The sequence below is a fragment of the Polaribacter aquimarinus genome, assembly GCF_003129485.1.
Lineage (GTDB): Bacteria > Bacteroidota > Bacteroidia > Flavobacteriales > Flavobacteriaceae > Polaribacter > Polaribacter aquimarinus.
Genome location: NZ_QFFG01000004.1, coordinates 23,357 through 38,796 on the forward strand (window position 1 = coordinate 23,357; position 15,440 = coordinate 38,796).

At 29.8% G+C, this 15,440-nt stretch carries 15 protein-coding genes; 7 read left to right on the plus strand and 8 right to left on the minus strand.

Translation table 11 applies throughout. The features are described 5' to 3' along the window. Nucleotides 1–117: 117 nt before the first annotated feature. Both DIS07_RS09895 and DIS07_RS09900 read left to right on the plus strand, forming a co-directional pair. Nucleotides 118–2,520, plus strand: a complete 2,403-nt coding sequence (locus DIS07_RS09895) for a TonB-dependent receptor (RefSeq protein WP_109405094.1) — start codon at nucleotides 118–120, stop codon at nucleotides 2,518–2,520. Between the two features lie 10 nt (nucleotides 2,521–2,530). Next, nucleotides 2,531–3,091, plus strand: coding sequence for a type 1 periplasmic binding fold superfamily protein (locus DIS07_RS09900; RefSeq protein ID WP_109405095.1), 561 nt, complete (start codon nucleotides 2,531–2,533; stop codon nucleotides 3,089–3,091). 48 nt (nucleotides 3,092–3,139) lie between these two features. Here the strand turns inward: DIS07_RS09900 and DIS07_RS09905 are convergent, their stop codons facing one another. Both DIS07_RS09905 and DIS07_RS09910 read right to left on the minus strand, forming a co-directional pair. Beyond that, nucleotides 3,140–4,447 carry an MFS transporter gene (locus DIS07_RS09905; protein ID WP_109405096.1) on the minus strand — a complete coding sequence of 436 codons (1,308 nt, stop codon included), beginning with the start codon at nucleotides 4,445–4,447 and terminating at the stop codon, nucleotides 3,140–3,142. Between the two features lie 72 nt (nucleotides 4,448–4,519). After that, complete coding sequence (locus DIS07_RS09910) at nucleotides 4,520–5,344, minus strand: M48 family metallopeptidase (protein ID WP_109405097.1); 825 nt, start codon at nucleotides 5,342–5,344, stop codon at nucleotides 4,520–4,522. A 183-nt stretch (nucleotides 5,345–5,527) separates the two neighbouring features. On the opposite strand from DIS07_RS09910, the gene msrB reads away from it, so the two are divergent. The 5 genes from msrB to DIS07_RS09940 all read left to right on the plus strand — a co-directional run bounded on the left by msrB (nucleotide 5,528) and on the right by DIS07_RS09940 (nucleotide 10,274). Further along, complete coding sequence (msrB, locus tag DIS07_RS09915) at nucleotides 5,528–6,007, plus strand: peptide-methionine (R)-S-oxide reductase MsrB (RefSeq protein WP_109405098.1); 480 nt, start codon at nucleotides 5,528–5,530, stop codon at nucleotides 6,005–6,007. Between the two features lie 66 nt (nucleotides 6,008–6,073). After that, nucleotides 6,074–6,616, plus strand: coding sequence for a DinB family protein (locus tag DIS07_RS09920; protein ID WP_109405099.1), 543 nt, complete (start codon nucleotides 6,074–6,076; stop codon nucleotides 6,614–6,616). A 486-nt stretch (nucleotides 6,617–7,102) separates the two neighbouring features. Beyond that, a complete protein-coding gene (gene ffh, locus DIS07_RS09930) occupies nucleotides 7,103–8,431 on the plus strand; it encodes a signal recognition particle protein (RefSeq protein WP_109405101.1) in 1,329 nt (442 codons plus the stop codon). Nucleotides 8,432–8,497: 66 nt separating this feature from the next. Further along, complete coding sequence (gene folD / locus DIS07_RS09935) at nucleotides 8,498–9,373, plus strand: bifunctional methylenetetrahydrofolate dehydrogenase/methenyltetrahydrofolate cyclohydrolase FolD (protein WP_109405102.1); 876 nt, start codon at nucleotides 8,498–8,500, stop codon at nucleotides 9,371–9,373. Nucleotides 9,374–9,377: 4 nt separating this feature from the next. Then, nucleotides 9,378–10,274 (plus strand): YitT family protein, encoded by an 897-nt coding sequence (locus DIS07_RS09940; RefSeq protein WP_109405103.1) that lies wholly within the window; start codon nucleotides 9,378–9,380, stop codon nucleotides 10,272–10,274. Nucleotides 10,275–10,281: 7 nt separating this feature from the next. Here DIS07_RS09940 and DIS07_RS09945 read toward each other — a convergent pair whose 3' ends face one another. The 6 genes from DIS07_RS09945 to DIS07_RS09970 all read right to left on the minus strand — a co-directional run bounded on the left by DIS07_RS09945 (nucleotide 10,282) and on the right by DIS07_RS09970 (nucleotide 15,440). Then, nucleotides 10,282–10,860: a hypothetical protein gene (locus tag DIS07_RS09945; protein WP_235869121.1), complete on the minus strand. Its 579-nt coding sequence runs from the start codon at nucleotides 10,858–10,860 to the stop codon at nucleotides 10,282–10,284. An 85-nt stretch (nucleotides 10,861–10,945) separates the two neighbouring features. Beyond that, nucleotides 10,946–11,314, minus strand: coding sequence for a cupin domain-containing protein (locus tag DIS07_RS09950; RefSeq protein WP_109405104.1), 369 nt, complete (start codon nucleotides 11,312–11,314; stop codon nucleotides 10,946–10,948). Between the two features lie 116 nt (nucleotides 11,315–11,430). Next, entirely contained in the window at nucleotides 11,431–11,997 is a 567-nt protein-coding gene (locus DIS07_RS09955; RefSeq protein ID WP_109405105.1) for a hypothetical protein, read from the minus strand. A 45-nt stretch (nucleotides 11,998–12,042) separates the two neighbouring features. Beyond that, nucleotides 12,043–13,614 (minus strand): helicase HerA-like domain-containing protein, encoded by a 1,572-nt coding sequence (locus DIS07_RS09960; protein WP_109405106.1) that lies wholly within the window; start codon nucleotides 13,612–13,614, stop codon nucleotides 12,043–12,045. Between the two features lie 112 nt (nucleotides 13,615–13,726). Further along, a complete protein-coding gene (locus DIS07_RS09965; RefSeq protein WP_146190725.1) occupies nucleotides 13,727–14,626 on the minus strand; it encodes a competence protein CoiA family protein in 900 nt (299 codons plus the stop codon). Between the two features lie 58 nt (nucleotides 14,627–14,684). Next, nucleotides 14,685–15,440: a LytR/AlgR family response regulator transcription factor gene (locus tag DIS07_RS09970; protein WP_109405108.1), complete on the minus strand. Its 756-nt coding sequence runs from the start codon at nucleotides 15,438–15,440 to the stop codon at nucleotides 14,685–14,687.

The following is a 15,440-nucleotide window of genomic DNA, read 5'->3' on the forward strand; positions in this document are numbered from 1 at the left end:
GTTATATTTACTAATTATAACTACTTAAAAAATCATTACCAATTACCTTTTTCTCTAAGAGGACCGCCTTCTAAAATTTGAATTAAGTACTATTAATTTAAATTTATTAAAGCAACAATGATCAAATTATTTTGGTTTTGTGTTCTTGCTTGTTGTATCACTACAACTGCAATTTCGCAAGACTGCACATACATTTTTAAGGGTAAAGTAATAGATTTTCACGATAGCAAACCTCTATATGGTGCAACTGTTCGCATTTTAAACACAAATATTTATATTTCTACAAACGAAATAGGAGAATTTGAGTTTAAAAAAATGTGCAAGGGAAAAATCACAATTGAAATCAGTCATATTGCTTGCGATACCAAACGAGTTACAATTATACTCTCTAAAAATTTATATAAAGAAATTTTATTAGAGCATCATTTAGAAGAACTAAATGAAGTAGTTGTAAAAACAAACTCTAAAACGGAAATTACAAGTATAGAACAATCACTAAAAAAAAATGTGATTGATAATTTTTCTGATAAATCTTTGGGAGACGCATTAAAAACCATTAGCGGGGTTTCTTCACTAAATACTGGTAATTCTATTGTAAAACCAATGATTCACGGCTTACATAGCAGTAGGCTTTTGTTGGTAAATAACAATGTAAGAATGTTTGACCAAGAATGGGGAGATGAACACGCACCTAATATTGATATCAATGCAAGTAAAAGAATTGATGTTGTAAAAGGTGCAAATACCCTAAAATATGGAAGTGATGCTATTGGTGGTATGATATTAATTAGACCAAAAAAATACCCAATTAAAGATAGTATTTTTGGCAGTTCGTTAATGTCGTTTAATACGAATGGTTTTGGTGGAAACATCAATTCAGAAGTTGTAAGAACATATAAATCTGGGTTGTATGGAAAAATTCAACTGAATTACAAACAGTTTGGAGATTTTAAAGCCCCAAACTATTACCTTACCAATAGCGGTTTAAAAAGTGCTAATGCATCTTTTAGATTTGGTTACAATAGTTTTGAAAAAGGGTTTGATGCCTATTATAGTTATGTAAACAATGAATTTGCCATTTTACAATCTTCACATATTGGAAATGTAAATGATTTAGTCAATGCTATTAATAGTCAACAACCTAGGGTTATCGAAGATTTTTCTTACGATATTAATTTTCCTAAGCAATCTATTGTGCATCATTTAGCAAAAATTGAAGCTTACAAGCGCTTTAAAGGTTTTGGAAAGTTAACCCTACAATATGATTTTCAAATTAATAGACGAAAAGAATTCGATTTAAGAAGAGGCGATTTAAAAAATACGCCTGTAATCGATTTACGATTGTTTACAAATAGTTTGCAATCTGATTTACAAATAGATTATTCTAATAGTCTTAAAATAAATACAGGTGTATTGCTACGATATCAACAAAATGATGCTATTTCTGGAACAGGAACTAGAGCTTTAATACCAGATTTTGACAAATATGAAATTGGTTTTTACACAACAGGTAATTATCAACTGAGTGAAACTGCTGAATTAAGTGCTGGAGTGCGTTATGATTTTTCTCACATAAACGCGAGGAAAACTTATAATTTAACAGATTGGAATGAAACCTATAATTACGATGTTTTGTTTCCTCAATTTGAGGGAGAAATAGACAATACTAGAATTTCAACAAATCCTAATTTTACGTTTCATAATATTTCTGCCAGTTTAGGTTATAGCAAAAAATTTGATAATGATTTGTTAGTAGTATTCAATTATGGCTTGGCGAGTCGTGTACCAAATCCATCAGAATTATTTAGTGATGGTTTGCATCATAGTGCTGCAAGAATTGAAACAGGTTTATTAACTATCGATAAAGAAACTGCAAATAAATTTTCTTTTTCCTTAGAGAAAAACAATGACAATTTTGGGTTTATTATTAGTCCATATTACAAACAAATCCGCAATTTTATTCAGCTAATTCCTGTTGGTATTACTACTACAGTTAGAGGCGCATTTCCTGTTTGGGAATACAATCAAGTTAATGCAAGAATATTTGGGGTAGATTTTGATATCAATAAAAAGATAAGCAATAATTTCTACTATTTTGGTAGTTTAAGCTTACTTAGAGGTGATAATATTTCTGATAATACTCCTTTAATTCATATGCCTGCTGCTAATTTTAGCAATCGTATTTCGTACAAAAATGATGATTTAAACCAATTATCAATCAGTTTAACACATAAAACAATTCTGGAACAAAAAAGATTTCCAGATTACAACTTTACTACATTTAATGCTACACAGCAACAAAATGTATTTGTAGATATTAGTTCTACACCCCCTACCTATTCATTATTCGGTTTAAATACTTCTGCAACTTTTAAGGCATTTAAAAAAGGAAGTTTACAACTAGAATTTAATATCGAAAACTTATTTAATGTCTCATATAGAGAACACTTAAACAGACTAAGATATTTTGCAGATGAATTAGGTAGAAATATCAATATAAAAATTAAAATTAATTATTAAACATTTAATTATGAAAACTACAAACTCAATTATAAAATTATTAGCGATATTATTTATTTCAACAATAACATTTACTGCATGTTCTGATGATGACCATGATGAAGATGACCACGATCATGAAGAGGAACTTATCACAACTGTTACATACACCTTAACGGATGGTAACAACAACACTTTAACTTTAGTTTGGGAAGATATAGATGGTGAAGGAGGAAATGCACCTACAATAACTAACGGTACATTATCTGCAAATACGACCTATACTGGAGTAATAAAATTAGAAAATGCTACTGAAACTCCTACTGAAGACATCACAGTAGAAGTAAAAAATGAAGGTGATGAGCATGAATTTTTCTACGCTTCTAGTGTTTCTGGAGTAACAATTACTAAAACTGATGTTGATAAGAACAACAATCCATTAGGAGTTGAAACTTCTGTAGTAACAGGTGCTGCTGGTTCAGGAACATTAACAATAATTTTAAAGCACGAGCCTAAAAAACCAAATACAGGAGTTACTGATGCTGGTGGTAGTACAGATGTAGAAGTTACTTTTACTATTACAGTACAATAAATCAAATATTGATTCATAAAAAAGCGTTGCATTGCAGCGCTTTTTTATTTAGTGTACATGTTTTGTTTTCTTTATTTGACTAATAGTTACAAAAGCAGCTAAAAAGAATATTGCCAATGCCAAAACACTTGACTGTATAGAAATAATAGAATTTAAAAATCCGAAAGTAACCATACCAACTACTAAAGCTATTTTTTCTGTAACATCAAAGAAGCTAAAATAAGAAGCGGTATCCTCTGTTTTTGGTAGTAATTTAGAATAAGTAGATCTTGCTAAAGATTGAATTGCTCCCATAACCAAACCAATTAATCCTCCTAATGTATAGAAGTACATTTCTATATTTGGAGTATCTTTTGTCAAGTTAAAACCAATAAAACAAACCAATCCCCAAATTACTATTGTTATTTTAAGTGTTTTAATATTACCAATTTTATTTGATAATCTAGAAAATAAAAATGCTCCTAAAATCCCAACAAATTGAACTAATAATATTGTAGCAATTAAGTTTAAGGTTTCTAATCCTAAAATAGTTCCAAATATACCTGCCATTAAAATTATAGTTTGAACACCAATACTTAATAAGAAAAATGAGATTAAAAAAATCTTTAATTCTCTATATGCAAACAACTCTTTGGCTACTTTTTGTATTTCTTTTAATCCCTTTTTAAAATAATTATCTTTAGGTAATATTGTTTTTTCTTCATTTGGTAATTTAGCATAAGTTATCTGCGCAAAACCAAGCCACCATAAGCCTACTAAAACAAATGATAACTGAGAACCAAATTGTTTATCATAAAAGCCAAACACTTTAGTTTCTATTAAAATTAAACAGATTAATAAAAGTAAAATAGAACCTAGATATCCTAACATAAAACCTTTTGCACTCACATTATCTTGTTGTTCTGGATGTGCAACTTCAGGTAAGTATGCATTATAAAAAACAATACTTCCCCAAAAACCTATACTAGCTAATATGGTAAAAATAATTCCAACCCAAAGTGTTTCTTTGCCTGTAAAAAAGAATAAACTCATTACAGAAACTGAACCTAACAAACAAAAACCTTTTAAAAATTTCTTTTTATTTCCTGCATAATCTGCTATACCAGATAACATAGGAGATATAAAAGCAACTACTAAAAAAGAGAATGCTAAAGCATAGTTATATAAGGTAGTAGGTGTCCATAAAGTTCCTAAAAATTCAATTTTCCCATCAGCGTTTGCAAAGCCTTCTGATGCCGTTAATCCTGCATAATATATAGGAAAAACAGCAGTACTAATCACTAATGAATACACTGAATTTGCCCAGTCATAAAAGGCCCAAGCATTGATTAATTTTTTATCACCAATTTTTAACATAATCTTATTCTATAAAAAAACCGTTCAAAATTTCTTTTGAACGGTTACAATATAATGAAAGTATTTTGTTTACTATTTCTTTATTTCATTATTTGCTTGTGCATTAAATTGTGCAGCATATTTTCTAGCAGTTGGCAAATAATTTCTTAAATCTTGAATTCTTGATTCATTTGATGGGTGTGTGCTTAAAATCACTGGTGGCTTTTTCCCTCCTGCTTTTTCACTCATTCTTACCCAAACTTCAGCAGCCTCTCTTCCATCATAACCAGCCATAATCATAAAAACTAAACCTAATCTATCTGCCTCTTGTTCATGAGTTCTGCTAAACTTAAGCATTCCTAATTGAGAACCAATACCAAATGCCATGTTCCATATTTGTTGGGTTTCTTGACTTTTACCTGAAGTACCTAAAGCTACTGCTATACCTCCTATTTGCTGTAATTGTCCTTGAGACATTCGCTCTTGTCCATGTTTAGCAAAAGCATGAGCTACCTCATGTCCCATAACAGCTGCGACTCCATTTTCATTAGCGCAAATTGGCATAATACCGGTATAAAAAACAACTTTTCCACCTGGCATACACCAAGCATTAACCGTTTTATCTTCAATTAAATTAAATTCCCATTTGTAAGAATTAGCTTCAGCAACCATATTATTAGCTCTCATAAAACGATCTACAGCTGCAGAAATATTTTTACCAACTTCTTTTATTTGATTGGACATTTTTCTATTGGTAGATACTTTATTTTCTTTCAAAAAATTACTGTATTGAGCAAAACTTGCTGGTAAAACCTGAGCATCACTTACAAAATTAACTCGTTTTCTACCAGTAATAGGAACAGTACTACATTCTACAAAAAGAAAAACGGTAACTACTAAAACAACTATTTTTTTCATTTAATTCTATTTTTTATGTCAACTAAAATTAAGACACAATTAAGATATAATTGTCACTATCTTAATTATTTTTAAGATTTTTTAAAATTACGTATTCTATCTTTACAATAAAAAAGTAAATTTAATTAGTTTTTTGTAATTATTTCATCCTAAAAACGTCAAAATCAATATAATTCCATACAAATGAAACACCTTTTCTCATTATTAACTATACTATTTTTACTCAGTTGTGCTTCAAAAGCTCAAAACTCATCTAAAGAAAAAAAAACATATAAAGTTGAAAAAACGAATGCAGAATGGAAAGAATTACTTTCTCCAATGGCATATTATGTTTTAAGAGAAGCTGGCACAGAAAGGCCTTTTACAAGTGATTTAAATAAAAACTACAAGAAAGGAATTTATGTATGTGCTGCTTGTAAAACTCCATTATATAAATCTGAACATAAATATGATTCTGGTTCTGGTTGGCCATCATTTGATAGAGCTGTTAAAGGAAATGTAGAACTAGATGTAGATTATAAAATTGGTTATGCAAGAACCGAATTAAAATGTAATACTTGCGGAGGTCATTTAGGACATTCTTTTGATGATGGACCCAAAACTACAGGGAAACGGCACTGTATTAATGGTGTTGCTTTAGAGTTTATTCCAAAAGAAAAATAATTTGATACAAATAAGAGTTGATATTTTCAGCTCTTTTTTTTGTACCTTACTCTTAAATTATTTATTATGCAGAAAGAAGCAATTGCAGATTTGCTAGAAGAAAAAAATCAAGTTTTGTTTGATTGGTTAAGCAGTCAACCTGAAGATAATTGGGAAAAAGGACCTGATAACAAATGGACAGTTGGTCAACAAATTTTACATTTGGTTAGTAGTTTACAACTCTTAAATAATGCATTAAGCTACCCAAGGTTTTTTCTTAAATACAAATTCGGAACTTGTAATAGAGAATCCAGAGATTATGAAACCGTAACTAAAAAATATCAAGAAAAATTAATTATAAATCAAGAAAGAGCAAGAATTTTTAATCAAAAACTAAAGAAACCATCACAAAAAGATAGAGCGCGATTGTTAAATAGATTACAAATTCAAAATAAAAAACTACAATACAAACTCCGAAAAATTAGTAATATTAATTTAGATACTTTAGTGATTCCTCACCCATTAATGGGAAAAATGACTATTAGAGAAATTATAATGTGGACAGCGCATCATACTGAACATCATACCAATATTTTAAAAAAAAACTATGCTGAAGAAAATTATTGCTAGACCTCATATTCTTTTTTTTAGCTTCGTCCCAATATTTATAATTATTGGGTTATTCAAAATGAAGACCTTTTTTAATATCAATGTAGATTATATCTATTTTGATTTAAATGTAAGTTTAGTTTGCAATATTACTGCTGTATTCTTTTTATTAATTGGATTTAATTATTATTCTCTTATTTGGGTTCAAAAAACGCCCAAAAAAACACTCACTATTATACATATTGTACTGCAATTATTAACTCTAATTCCTTTTATTACTTTAGTTTTTTCTATTGATTCTAAAGATAGTAGTTCCCTTCAATTTTTAAATAATAATTTTATCCTGATTATTTCTTTCTTAATTTTTATTGTTTCAATTTTTGTTCACTTAATTAACTTTTTTTCAAGTTTATTCTCAAAGTCAGAATAATCAAAAAACTACTTTCATTACTTACAAAAACCATCACTAATTCTTATATTTGTGCTTCCTAAAAAAGAAGACAAATTATGTTTAATAATCTAAGCGATAAATTAGATAAAGCCTTACACACCTTAAAAGGGCACGGAAAAATAACTGAGGTAAATGTAGCAGAAACATTAAAAGAAGTTCGTAGAGCTTTATTAGATGCCGATGTTAACTTTAAAATTGCCAAAGAATTTACAAAAAAAGTACAGACCAAAGCCTTAGGACAAGATGTATTAACTACATTAAATCCTGGACAGTTAATGGTGAAGTTAGTTAAAGATGAACTAACTGAATTAATGGGGGGAGAAACTGTGGGTGTGAATTTAGGAGGATCACCAACTGTGATTTTAATGTCTGGTTTGCAAGGTTCTGGTAAAACTACTTTTTCTGGAAAATTAGCCAATTATCTAAAAAACAAAAAATCTAAACAAGTTCTTTTAGTAGGTTGTGATGTATACAGGCCTGCTGCCATCAATCAGTTACAAGTTGTTGGTGAACAAATTGGAGTTGAAGTTTATGCTGAAGTTGGTAATCAAAATCCGGTTGAAATTTCTCAAAACGCAATTAAACACGCCAAAGCAAATGGTAAAAATGTTGTAATTATCGATACGGCAGGACGTTTAGCTGTGGATGAAGAAATGATGGCTGAAATTTCTAATATTCATAAAGCTGTTAATCCTCAAGAAACATTATTTGTTGTAGATTCTATGACGGGTCAAGATGCAGTAAATACTGCAAAAGCCTTTAATGATATCTTAAATTTTGAAGGAGTTGTTCTTACAAAATTAGATGGTGATACACGAGGTGGTGCTGCATTATCTATTAAATCTGTAGTTGATAAACCAATTAAATTTATTGGTACTGGAGAAAAAATGGATGCGATAGATGTTTTCCATCCAGATCGTATGGCAGATCGTATTCTAGGAATGGGAGATGTAGTTTCTTTAGTAGAAAGAGCACAAGACCAATATGATGAAGAAGAAGCAAGAAAATTACAGAAAAAGATTGCTAAAAACCAGTTTGGTTTTGATGATTTCTTAAATCAGATTCAGCAAATCAAAAAAATGGGATCCATGAAAGATTTGGTTGGAATGATTCCTGGTGCAGGAAAAGCAATGAAAGATGTAGATATTGACGATGATGCTTTTAAAGGTATTGAGGCAATTATTCACTCAATGACACCCTCTGAAAGAAGTATACCATCAAGTATAAATGCAAGCAGAAAAAAAAGAATTGCGAAAGGTTCTGGAACTTCTATTCAAGAAGTAAATCAGTTAATGAAACAATTCAACCAAATGAGCAAAATGATGAAGATGATGCAAGGTGGTGGCGGTAGAAAGATGATGCAAATGATGAAAGGAATGAAGTAAAATTATGAAAGATAAACTCTAAGGTTTATCTTTTTTTATACAAAAAACAACACACATAATTATAAAATGATTTTATTAGACGGTAAAAAAACATCGGCAGATATTAAAGAAGAAATTGCTTTAGAAGTTAGAGATTTAAAAGATTTAGGGAAAAAGACTCCTCATTTAGCTGCTATTATTGTTGGTAATGATGGTGCAAGTATTACTTATGTAAATGCAAAAGTGAAGGCTTGTGAACGTGTTGGTTTTGAATCTACTTTAATTCGATTACCCGAAGAAACAACTGAAGAAGATTTATTAAATGAAATCGCCATCTTAAATGTTGATAAAGATATTGACGGGTTTATCGTGCAATTGCCTTTACCAAAACATATTGATGAGCAAAAAATTTTAATGGCTGTTGATCCTGACAAAGATGTAGACGGATTTCATCCAACAAATGTTGGAAAAATGGCGCTAAACTTACCTACTTTTATCTCTGCAACTCCGTTTGGAATTTTAGAATTATTAGAGAGATATAATGTAGAAACTTCTGGAAAACACGTTGTTGTTTTAGGTAGAAGTCATATTGTAGGTAGCCCAATGAGTATTTTATTATCTCAAAAAAGAAAAGTTGGTAATGCAACAGTAACAATGTGCCATAGTAGAACTAAAAACTTAAAAGAAATTACTTTGCAAGCTGATATTATTGTGGCTGCAATTGGAATTCCAGAGTTTTTAAAAGCTGATATGGTTAAAGATAATGTTACTGTTATTGATGTTGGTATTACACGTTTAGCAGATCCTTCTAAGAAAAACGGATTTAGATTGGTAGGTGATGTTGCTTTTGATGAAGTTGCCGCAAAATCAGAATTTATTACACCTGTACCAGGAGGTGTTGGTCCAATGACCATTGCAATGCTATTAAAAAACACTTTATTAGCTTGCCAAAGAAAAAATTAAGCTGATGCAAACCCAAAAAACCATTAACTATTTCTATGAATATTTTCAAATATTTATAGGAATAGTATTAACCAGTTTGGGTTTAAAAGCCTTTTTATTACCCAATGGTTTTTTAGATGGTGGTGTAACAGGCATTGCTCTTTTAATAAGAACCCAAGTAGACATTAATATGTCTTACTTGTTAGTATTCTTTAGTATTCCGTTTTTAGTTTTAGGTTATTTTACAGTTTCAAAACGTATTGTAATTAAGTCTGTCATTAGTATTTTAGGATTAGCATTATTTATTCATTTCGAAAATTTTCAAACCATTACTAATGATAAATTATTGATTTCAATTTTTGGTGGATTATTAGTGGGTTCTGGAATTGGAATTGCCATTAGAAATGGTTCTGTTTTAGACGGTTCTGAGATTTTAGGAGTATATTTAAATGATAAATTTGGGATTAGCATTGGCAAGATTGTATTAATTTTTAATATCATTTTATTTGCAATAACTGCTTTTGTTGTTTCTGTAGAAGTTGCCCTCTACTCTATTCTTACGTATATTATTGCTGCAAAAGTTACAGATACTGTTATAGAAGGTTTTGAAGATTTTATTGGTGTTACTATTGTTTCTAGGAAATATGATCTCATTAAAAAAGCAATTTTAGAAGAATTAGGAGTTGGATTAACTGTCTACAAAGGGTCTTCTGGTTATGGCACTAAAGGAATTCAAGAAGATTTTGATATTATACACTCTATTGTTAACAGAATAGATATCAAGAAAATGTATAGAATTGTGCAAGAAATAGACCAAGATGCATTTATTGTAGAGTTTGATGTAAACAGTGTTAAAGGTGGTGTTTTAAGACATTACATCAACAAAAAGAAAAATAAAAAGCTACACAAAACTACCTCTTAAATTTCTTTTATCTTTTACAAGAAATTTTCCAGGTTGGGTAAACAATTTTTTCAGTTTTATCTGTCCATTCACCAATCCATTTATAACCTTTTTCAGAAATATCATAAAAGGTTAATCTAAAAAAACCTTCCGTTCCATTTGGTGCCTTTTGGTTTTTATACAAAACTATATTTCCATTTTCTTTTTTATTTCCTGTCCATACAGACAAAGGTTTTGGAGTTGCTGAAGAGGAATAATAATGCACATTCCATTGTAGACTATCTTTGTCATATTGACGAATACTACCTGAATGACGTCCATCTGCTTTTAAGGTTTCATCTTGTACAGCCATTCCATTCATAATGTATTTCCAACGCCAAATCATTTTTACAGGTTTTGCCCAAGTACCATCTGGTTTTCTAGATTCTGAAGTACAATTACATTCACCAATTAAATCTTTATAATCTTGTGTTTGTTTTGGAGCTTTGGGGTTGTATTTTCCGAATGGATTTTCTTTTGAAACTTCATATTTCATCATTTTCTCTTGTGATGAAACAGAAATAACAAATAAGCAAAAAAGAATAGTTAAGTTTGGTAAAAGCTTCATAATTGGTTGATTTTGATATTACAATGTAAATAAAACCAATAATTGAAACCTAAAATTTAACAAGCTTTAAGAGCAATTTAACAGCTTATCCTTCTTCTCTATTCACCAAATCCATAGAAAAAGCGGGTAAACAAATAGCAATATATTCACATTCTGCATCAAAAGGATTTGAATACTGAACTCTGGTGTTTTTTTTTATTTTGATAGATTGACCCGCTTCTAAAATTACAGTATCTCCATCTATAATAAATTGCTTTTTCCCTTTGATAATGTAGGTATATTCATCAAATTCTGGAGTCTGAAATGGTTCACTCCAACCAGAAGGCGCAATCATATGCGCAATACTAACTTGAGAATTACCATCTGTTGCATTTCCAAAATGTTCTTCAATAAGTTTTCCATCTGTGGTTGGCACTACAAATGGCGATTTTTGAATGGTGTATTTCTTATCCATACTGGGTAACTATTTGGGTAAGCGATTGAGTGGTCTGTTTGAGCTCTTTTTTGGTGCTGAAAACACTGAAAAAAGTGAGTAACGAAAGCGCGGTTTTGCCTAAAGCAAAATACGCCCTAATGAAACCAAACAATAAACGATTTCATTTTAGCCAAATCTGGAATTTGCTCTAAAGTTACTTTTTGAGTACTAAATTCTTTTAACCCTAATTCTTCCTTGTCTATAGCTATTGTTGTATTTAAATCGTCTATAAACAAAGTTGCCGAAGAAAAAGTAGACTCTATTCTGTTGATGTTATTGTTAGCGTTAATTTCTGAAAAGCTAGAATTTAAATTGATGCCAGATTCTGTTTTAAAACGTGGATCGTGAATTTCTATACTTTTAATAGTTGATGTAGAATCTAATTGCTCTTTAGGCATAATGGTTAACAATAACTTACCTCCTTTTTCGTACACAAAATATTCATCATCTTCTTGAAAATAATTATCCCCTTGAGCTCCTTCACTTAAATTTTTAACAATAGAGTCGTTTTTAAAAATTGAGTACAACTCTAACATTTTAGTTTTTGTAGTAATTTTACCTACTTTTCCTTTTTCTATTTTAAACTTATTGCTATTGCTACAACTAAAGATAAATAATGAAAATACAATAGCAATGAGTGGTAGGTTGTTCTTTTTAGTCATTTTGGTTGTTTTGTTCGTTTAATAAACGTTCTTTTTCTGAATTTGTTATTTCAATACTTTTTTTAATATTCCGAATGCTGCTCTTATAAATGTAGCACTTGTTAATACTTTTACAATCGGATTTTGTCTTGTGCTTCTTCTTCTAGAATAACTTCTACTTGCTTTTGCTTCACGCTGTCTTTCTTTTTCTCTCTCTTTGGCTAATCGTTCTTTTTCTTTTTGAGCCTTCTCTTTCTCAATGGCTTTTGCTTCAGCAATATTTACCTTTTCTATCTTAGCATTTAGTAATTCGTAGGCACTTTCTCTATCTAAATCTTCATTGTATTTGTAGAATAATCTTGAGTTATTAATTACATTTTTCAACTCTTTTGGAGTTAAAATATCCATTCTACTCATTGGTGCACGCAACATTGTTCTTGCTAATGGTGTTGGAATTCCTTTTTCGTTTAAAACGGATATAAATGCTTCTCCAATTCCTAATTGAGTTAAAACTTCTTTGGTATCGTAATATTCTGAATCTGGATAATTCTCAGCAGCCAATTTAATTGCTTTTCTATCTTTAGCCGTAAATGCTCTTAAAGCGTGTTGTACTTTTAAACCTAATTGTGCTAAAATATCTTCTGGCACATCTTTAGGGTTTTGTGTTACAAAATACAAACCAATTCCTTTAGAACGAATTAGTTTTACAATACTTTCTATCTGATTTAATAATGCTTTTGACGCTTCTTCAAAAACCAAATGCGCTTCGTCTATAAAGATGATGAGTTCTGGTCTCCCTGAATCTCCTTGTTCTGGAAATGTTTCATAGACCTCTGCCAATAATTGCAGCATAAATGTTGAAAACAACTTTGGTTTGTCTTGAATGTCTGTTAAACGTAATACAGAAATAATTCCTTTTCCGCCTTCATCTACTCTAGTTAAATCTTCTACATCAAACGATTTTTCACCGAAAAACAAATCTCCTCCTTGTTGTTCTATTTCTACAATTTTACGCAAAATTGCACCTGTAGAAGCGGTAGAAATTCGTCCGTATTCATTCTGAATTTCTTCTTTTCCTTCATTGGTTACAAATTGTAAAACCTTTTTAAAGTCTTTTATGTCTAATAAAGGCAATTTGTTATCATCGCAATATTTAAAAATGATGGCAACAATACCGCTTTGAGTTTCAGTTAAGTCTAAAATTCTCGATAATAAAACAGGGCCAAATTCTGAAATGGTAGCACGTAAACGTGTTCCATCTTGTTCGGAAATGGTTAACACTTCTATAGGAAACTTTTTAGCTGTAAACGGAAAGCCAATTTTTGCGTGACGTTCATCTATCTTTGGATGTCCTGGACTGGGTTGTGCCAACCCTGATAAATCTCCCTTAATGTCCATTAACAATACAGGAATTCCTTTTTCTGATAAGTTTTCCGCTAAAACTTGCAAGGTTTTGGTTTTCCCTGTACCAGTTGCACCAGCTATTAAACCGTGTCTATTTAAGGTTTTTAAAGGAACTTTTACAATGGCATTTGTAATGGTTTCTTCACCTAACATTGCTGCTCCTAACTCTAAAAAATCTCCTTTGGTTTTGTAACCGTTGTTGATATATTCAAAGAATTCTTCTTGTTGACTCATTTAAAACTAAATTTTGATAAAAATAATCAATCTTTAATTGTTAGGAAATAATTTGTGAGTTTTGTTGGGAAATTGTTTTGGGGAAGTTATTATATGAGTTTTTACTTATTCTTCATATCTCCTTTCCTAAATCATATACTTTATTCTGCAAAATTGAAATTTTTTTTTCAATTATATCCTTTTTATTAAATAATTTACTAAGCTTATTGTTAATTTTTAAAATCTCTTCCTTTTTATTTTCATATAGTACAATTACAGGGTTAAACCTTTTTATTTCTTCACTTAAGTAATTCTCATAATTATTTAAAAAAATATCAAAATCCTCCTTTTTTATATAAACCCAATTCTTACCCTCATCCGAAATTAAATATTTTTTTAGAGTTTCTAATTCAAAATTACTTCCAAAGTATTCGATAAAGTCGAATAAATTTAACATCAAAGTTGAAGTATCAATTTCTGATAATTTATTCTTCTTTTCTTGATTAATAGGATTAGAAAAGAAAGGTTCTATAAATACTTTCTCATTATGTGATAAAGTTACAATGTCAATCAGAACATTCCCTAAATCTGTTTTATATTCTTTTTCGGTTTCAATTTTATCTATTTGCAAAACTTGAGCATCTGTTAAATTTCTTTTAAGTTCATTCTTAAATTCAAAACGTAATTCTTCGGGTATATTTGAATCTATAATTTTATTGTATAATAATTGAAACTTTTCTCTTTGTTTTTCAAACAAATCATCAATTAGTAACTCTGGCACATTTATACTCTTAATTTCTTTAAAGAGTTCTTTAGTTACCCAATGCACATAAGACTCAAAATTAGCCGTACAATTTGATTTAGGTTTATGCTTAAAATGAGGTGTTTGATGATTTAATACAGCTACAAAACTTTCATTACAGTCTTTACAAATTAAATTCTCTTTATTTTCAATATTAACCTTTGATATTTCAATCAATTTTTCTTGAACTGAATCAAATGCAACAGGGTATTTAATGTTACTTTTTAGCATTTTTTTATTTAAAATTATTAAATAATTCTGATTATAAACAAATAAAAAACCAATTGCATTAGTCAATCCAATTTTTAAAATCTTTTACACGTTCTCTACTCACAATAATTTCTTGTTCGTTGTAAGAGTGTAAAATCAATTTTAAACGAGAGTTAGAATAGGCAACAATGTCTTTTATAGCATTTATATGCACGATAAAAGTACGATTCACTCTAAAAAAATGTTCTGGATCTAATTGTTCTTGCCAGTTTTCTAAAGAATGGTCTAACAAGTAATTTCTGTTTTCTTTGGTATGAATGTAAGTGGATTTGTTTTCGCTGTAAAAACACTCAATTTCATCAATATGTATGATTTTTATATGCTGACCAACCTTAATTGACAAACGTTTTTTAAACTTACGATCTACAGGATTTATCAATAATTTACGAATATCATCCAAATTTACTTGCACATCCGATTGTGTAGGTTGTTGTTGCTTAAATTGATTTACGGCAGCTTCTAGTTCATCATCATCAATAGGTTTTAACAAGTAATCTATAGAGTTTAATTTGAAGGCTTTTAACGCGTATTCATCGTAAGCAGTGGTAAAAATAATGGCTGAATTAACTTCAATCTCTTCAAAAATTTCAAAAGACAAACCATCTGACAATTGAATATCTAAAAATATCAAATCTGGATGTTCATTATTTTGTAACCAGTTTAAAGATTCTTCAACAGAATGTAACATTTGCTGAACTTCAATACCTAATTCTGCCAACATTCTGTTTAACCTTCTTGCTGCTGGTTTTTCATCTTCAATAATTAATACATTCAT

Coding starts and splice junctions, on each gene's coding strand:
- DIS07_RS09895 (WP_109405094.1), top strand. CDS start 118: ATGATCAAATTATTTTGGTTTTGTGTTCTTGCTTGTTGTATCACTACA.
- DIS07_RS09940 (WP_109405103.1), top strand. CDS start 9,378: ATGCAAACCCAAAAAACCATTAACTATTTCTATGAATATTTTCAAATA.
- DIS07_RS09900 (WP_109405095.1), top strand. CDS start 2,531: ATGAAAACTACAAACTCAATTATAAAATTATTAGCGATATTATTTATT.
- DIS07_RS09965 (WP_146190725.1), bottom strand. CDS start 14,626: ATGCTAAAAAGTAACATTAAATACCCTGTTGCATTTGATTCAGTTCAA.
- ffh (WP_109405101.1), top strand. CDS start 7,103: ATGTTTAATAATCTAAGCGATAAATTAGATAAAGCCTTACACACCTTA.
- DIS07_RS09970 (WP_109405108.1), bottom strand. CDS start 15,440: ATGAATGTATTAATTATTGAAGATGAAAAACCAGCAGCAAGAAGGTTA.
- DIS07_RS09950 (WP_109405104.1), bottom strand. CDS start 11,314: ATGGATAAGAAATACACCATTCAAAAATCGCCATTTGTAGTGCCAACC.
- folD (WP_109405102.1), top strand. CDS start 8,498: ATGATTTTATTAGACGGTAAAAAAACATCGGCAGATATTAAAGAAGAA.
- DIS07_RS09945 (WP_235869121.1), bottom strand. CDS start 10,860: ATGAAGCTTTTACCAAACTTAACTATTCTTTTTTGCTTATTTGTTATT.
- DIS07_RS09905 (WP_109405096.1), bottom strand. CDS start 4,447: ATGTTAAAAATTGGTGATAAAAAATTAATCAATGCTTGGGCCTTTTAT.
- DIS07_RS09955 (WP_109405105.1), bottom strand. CDS start 11,997: ATGACTAAAAAGAACAACCTACCACTCATTGCTATTGTATTTTCATTA.
- msrB (WP_109405098.1), top strand. CDS start 5,528: ATGAAACACCTTTTCTCATTATTAACTATACTATTTTTACTCAGTTGT.
- DIS07_RS09960 (WP_109405106.1), bottom strand. CDS start 13,614: ATGAGTCAACAAGAAGAATTCTTTGAATATATCAACAACGGTTACAAA.
- DIS07_RS09920 (WP_109405099.1), top strand. CDS start 6,074: ATGCAGAAAGAAGCAATTGCAGATTTGCTAGAAGAAAAAAATCAAGTT.
- DIS07_RS09910 (WP_109405097.1), bottom strand. CDS start 5,344: ATGAAAAAAATAGTTGTTTTAGTAGTTACCGTTTTTCTTTTTGTAGAA.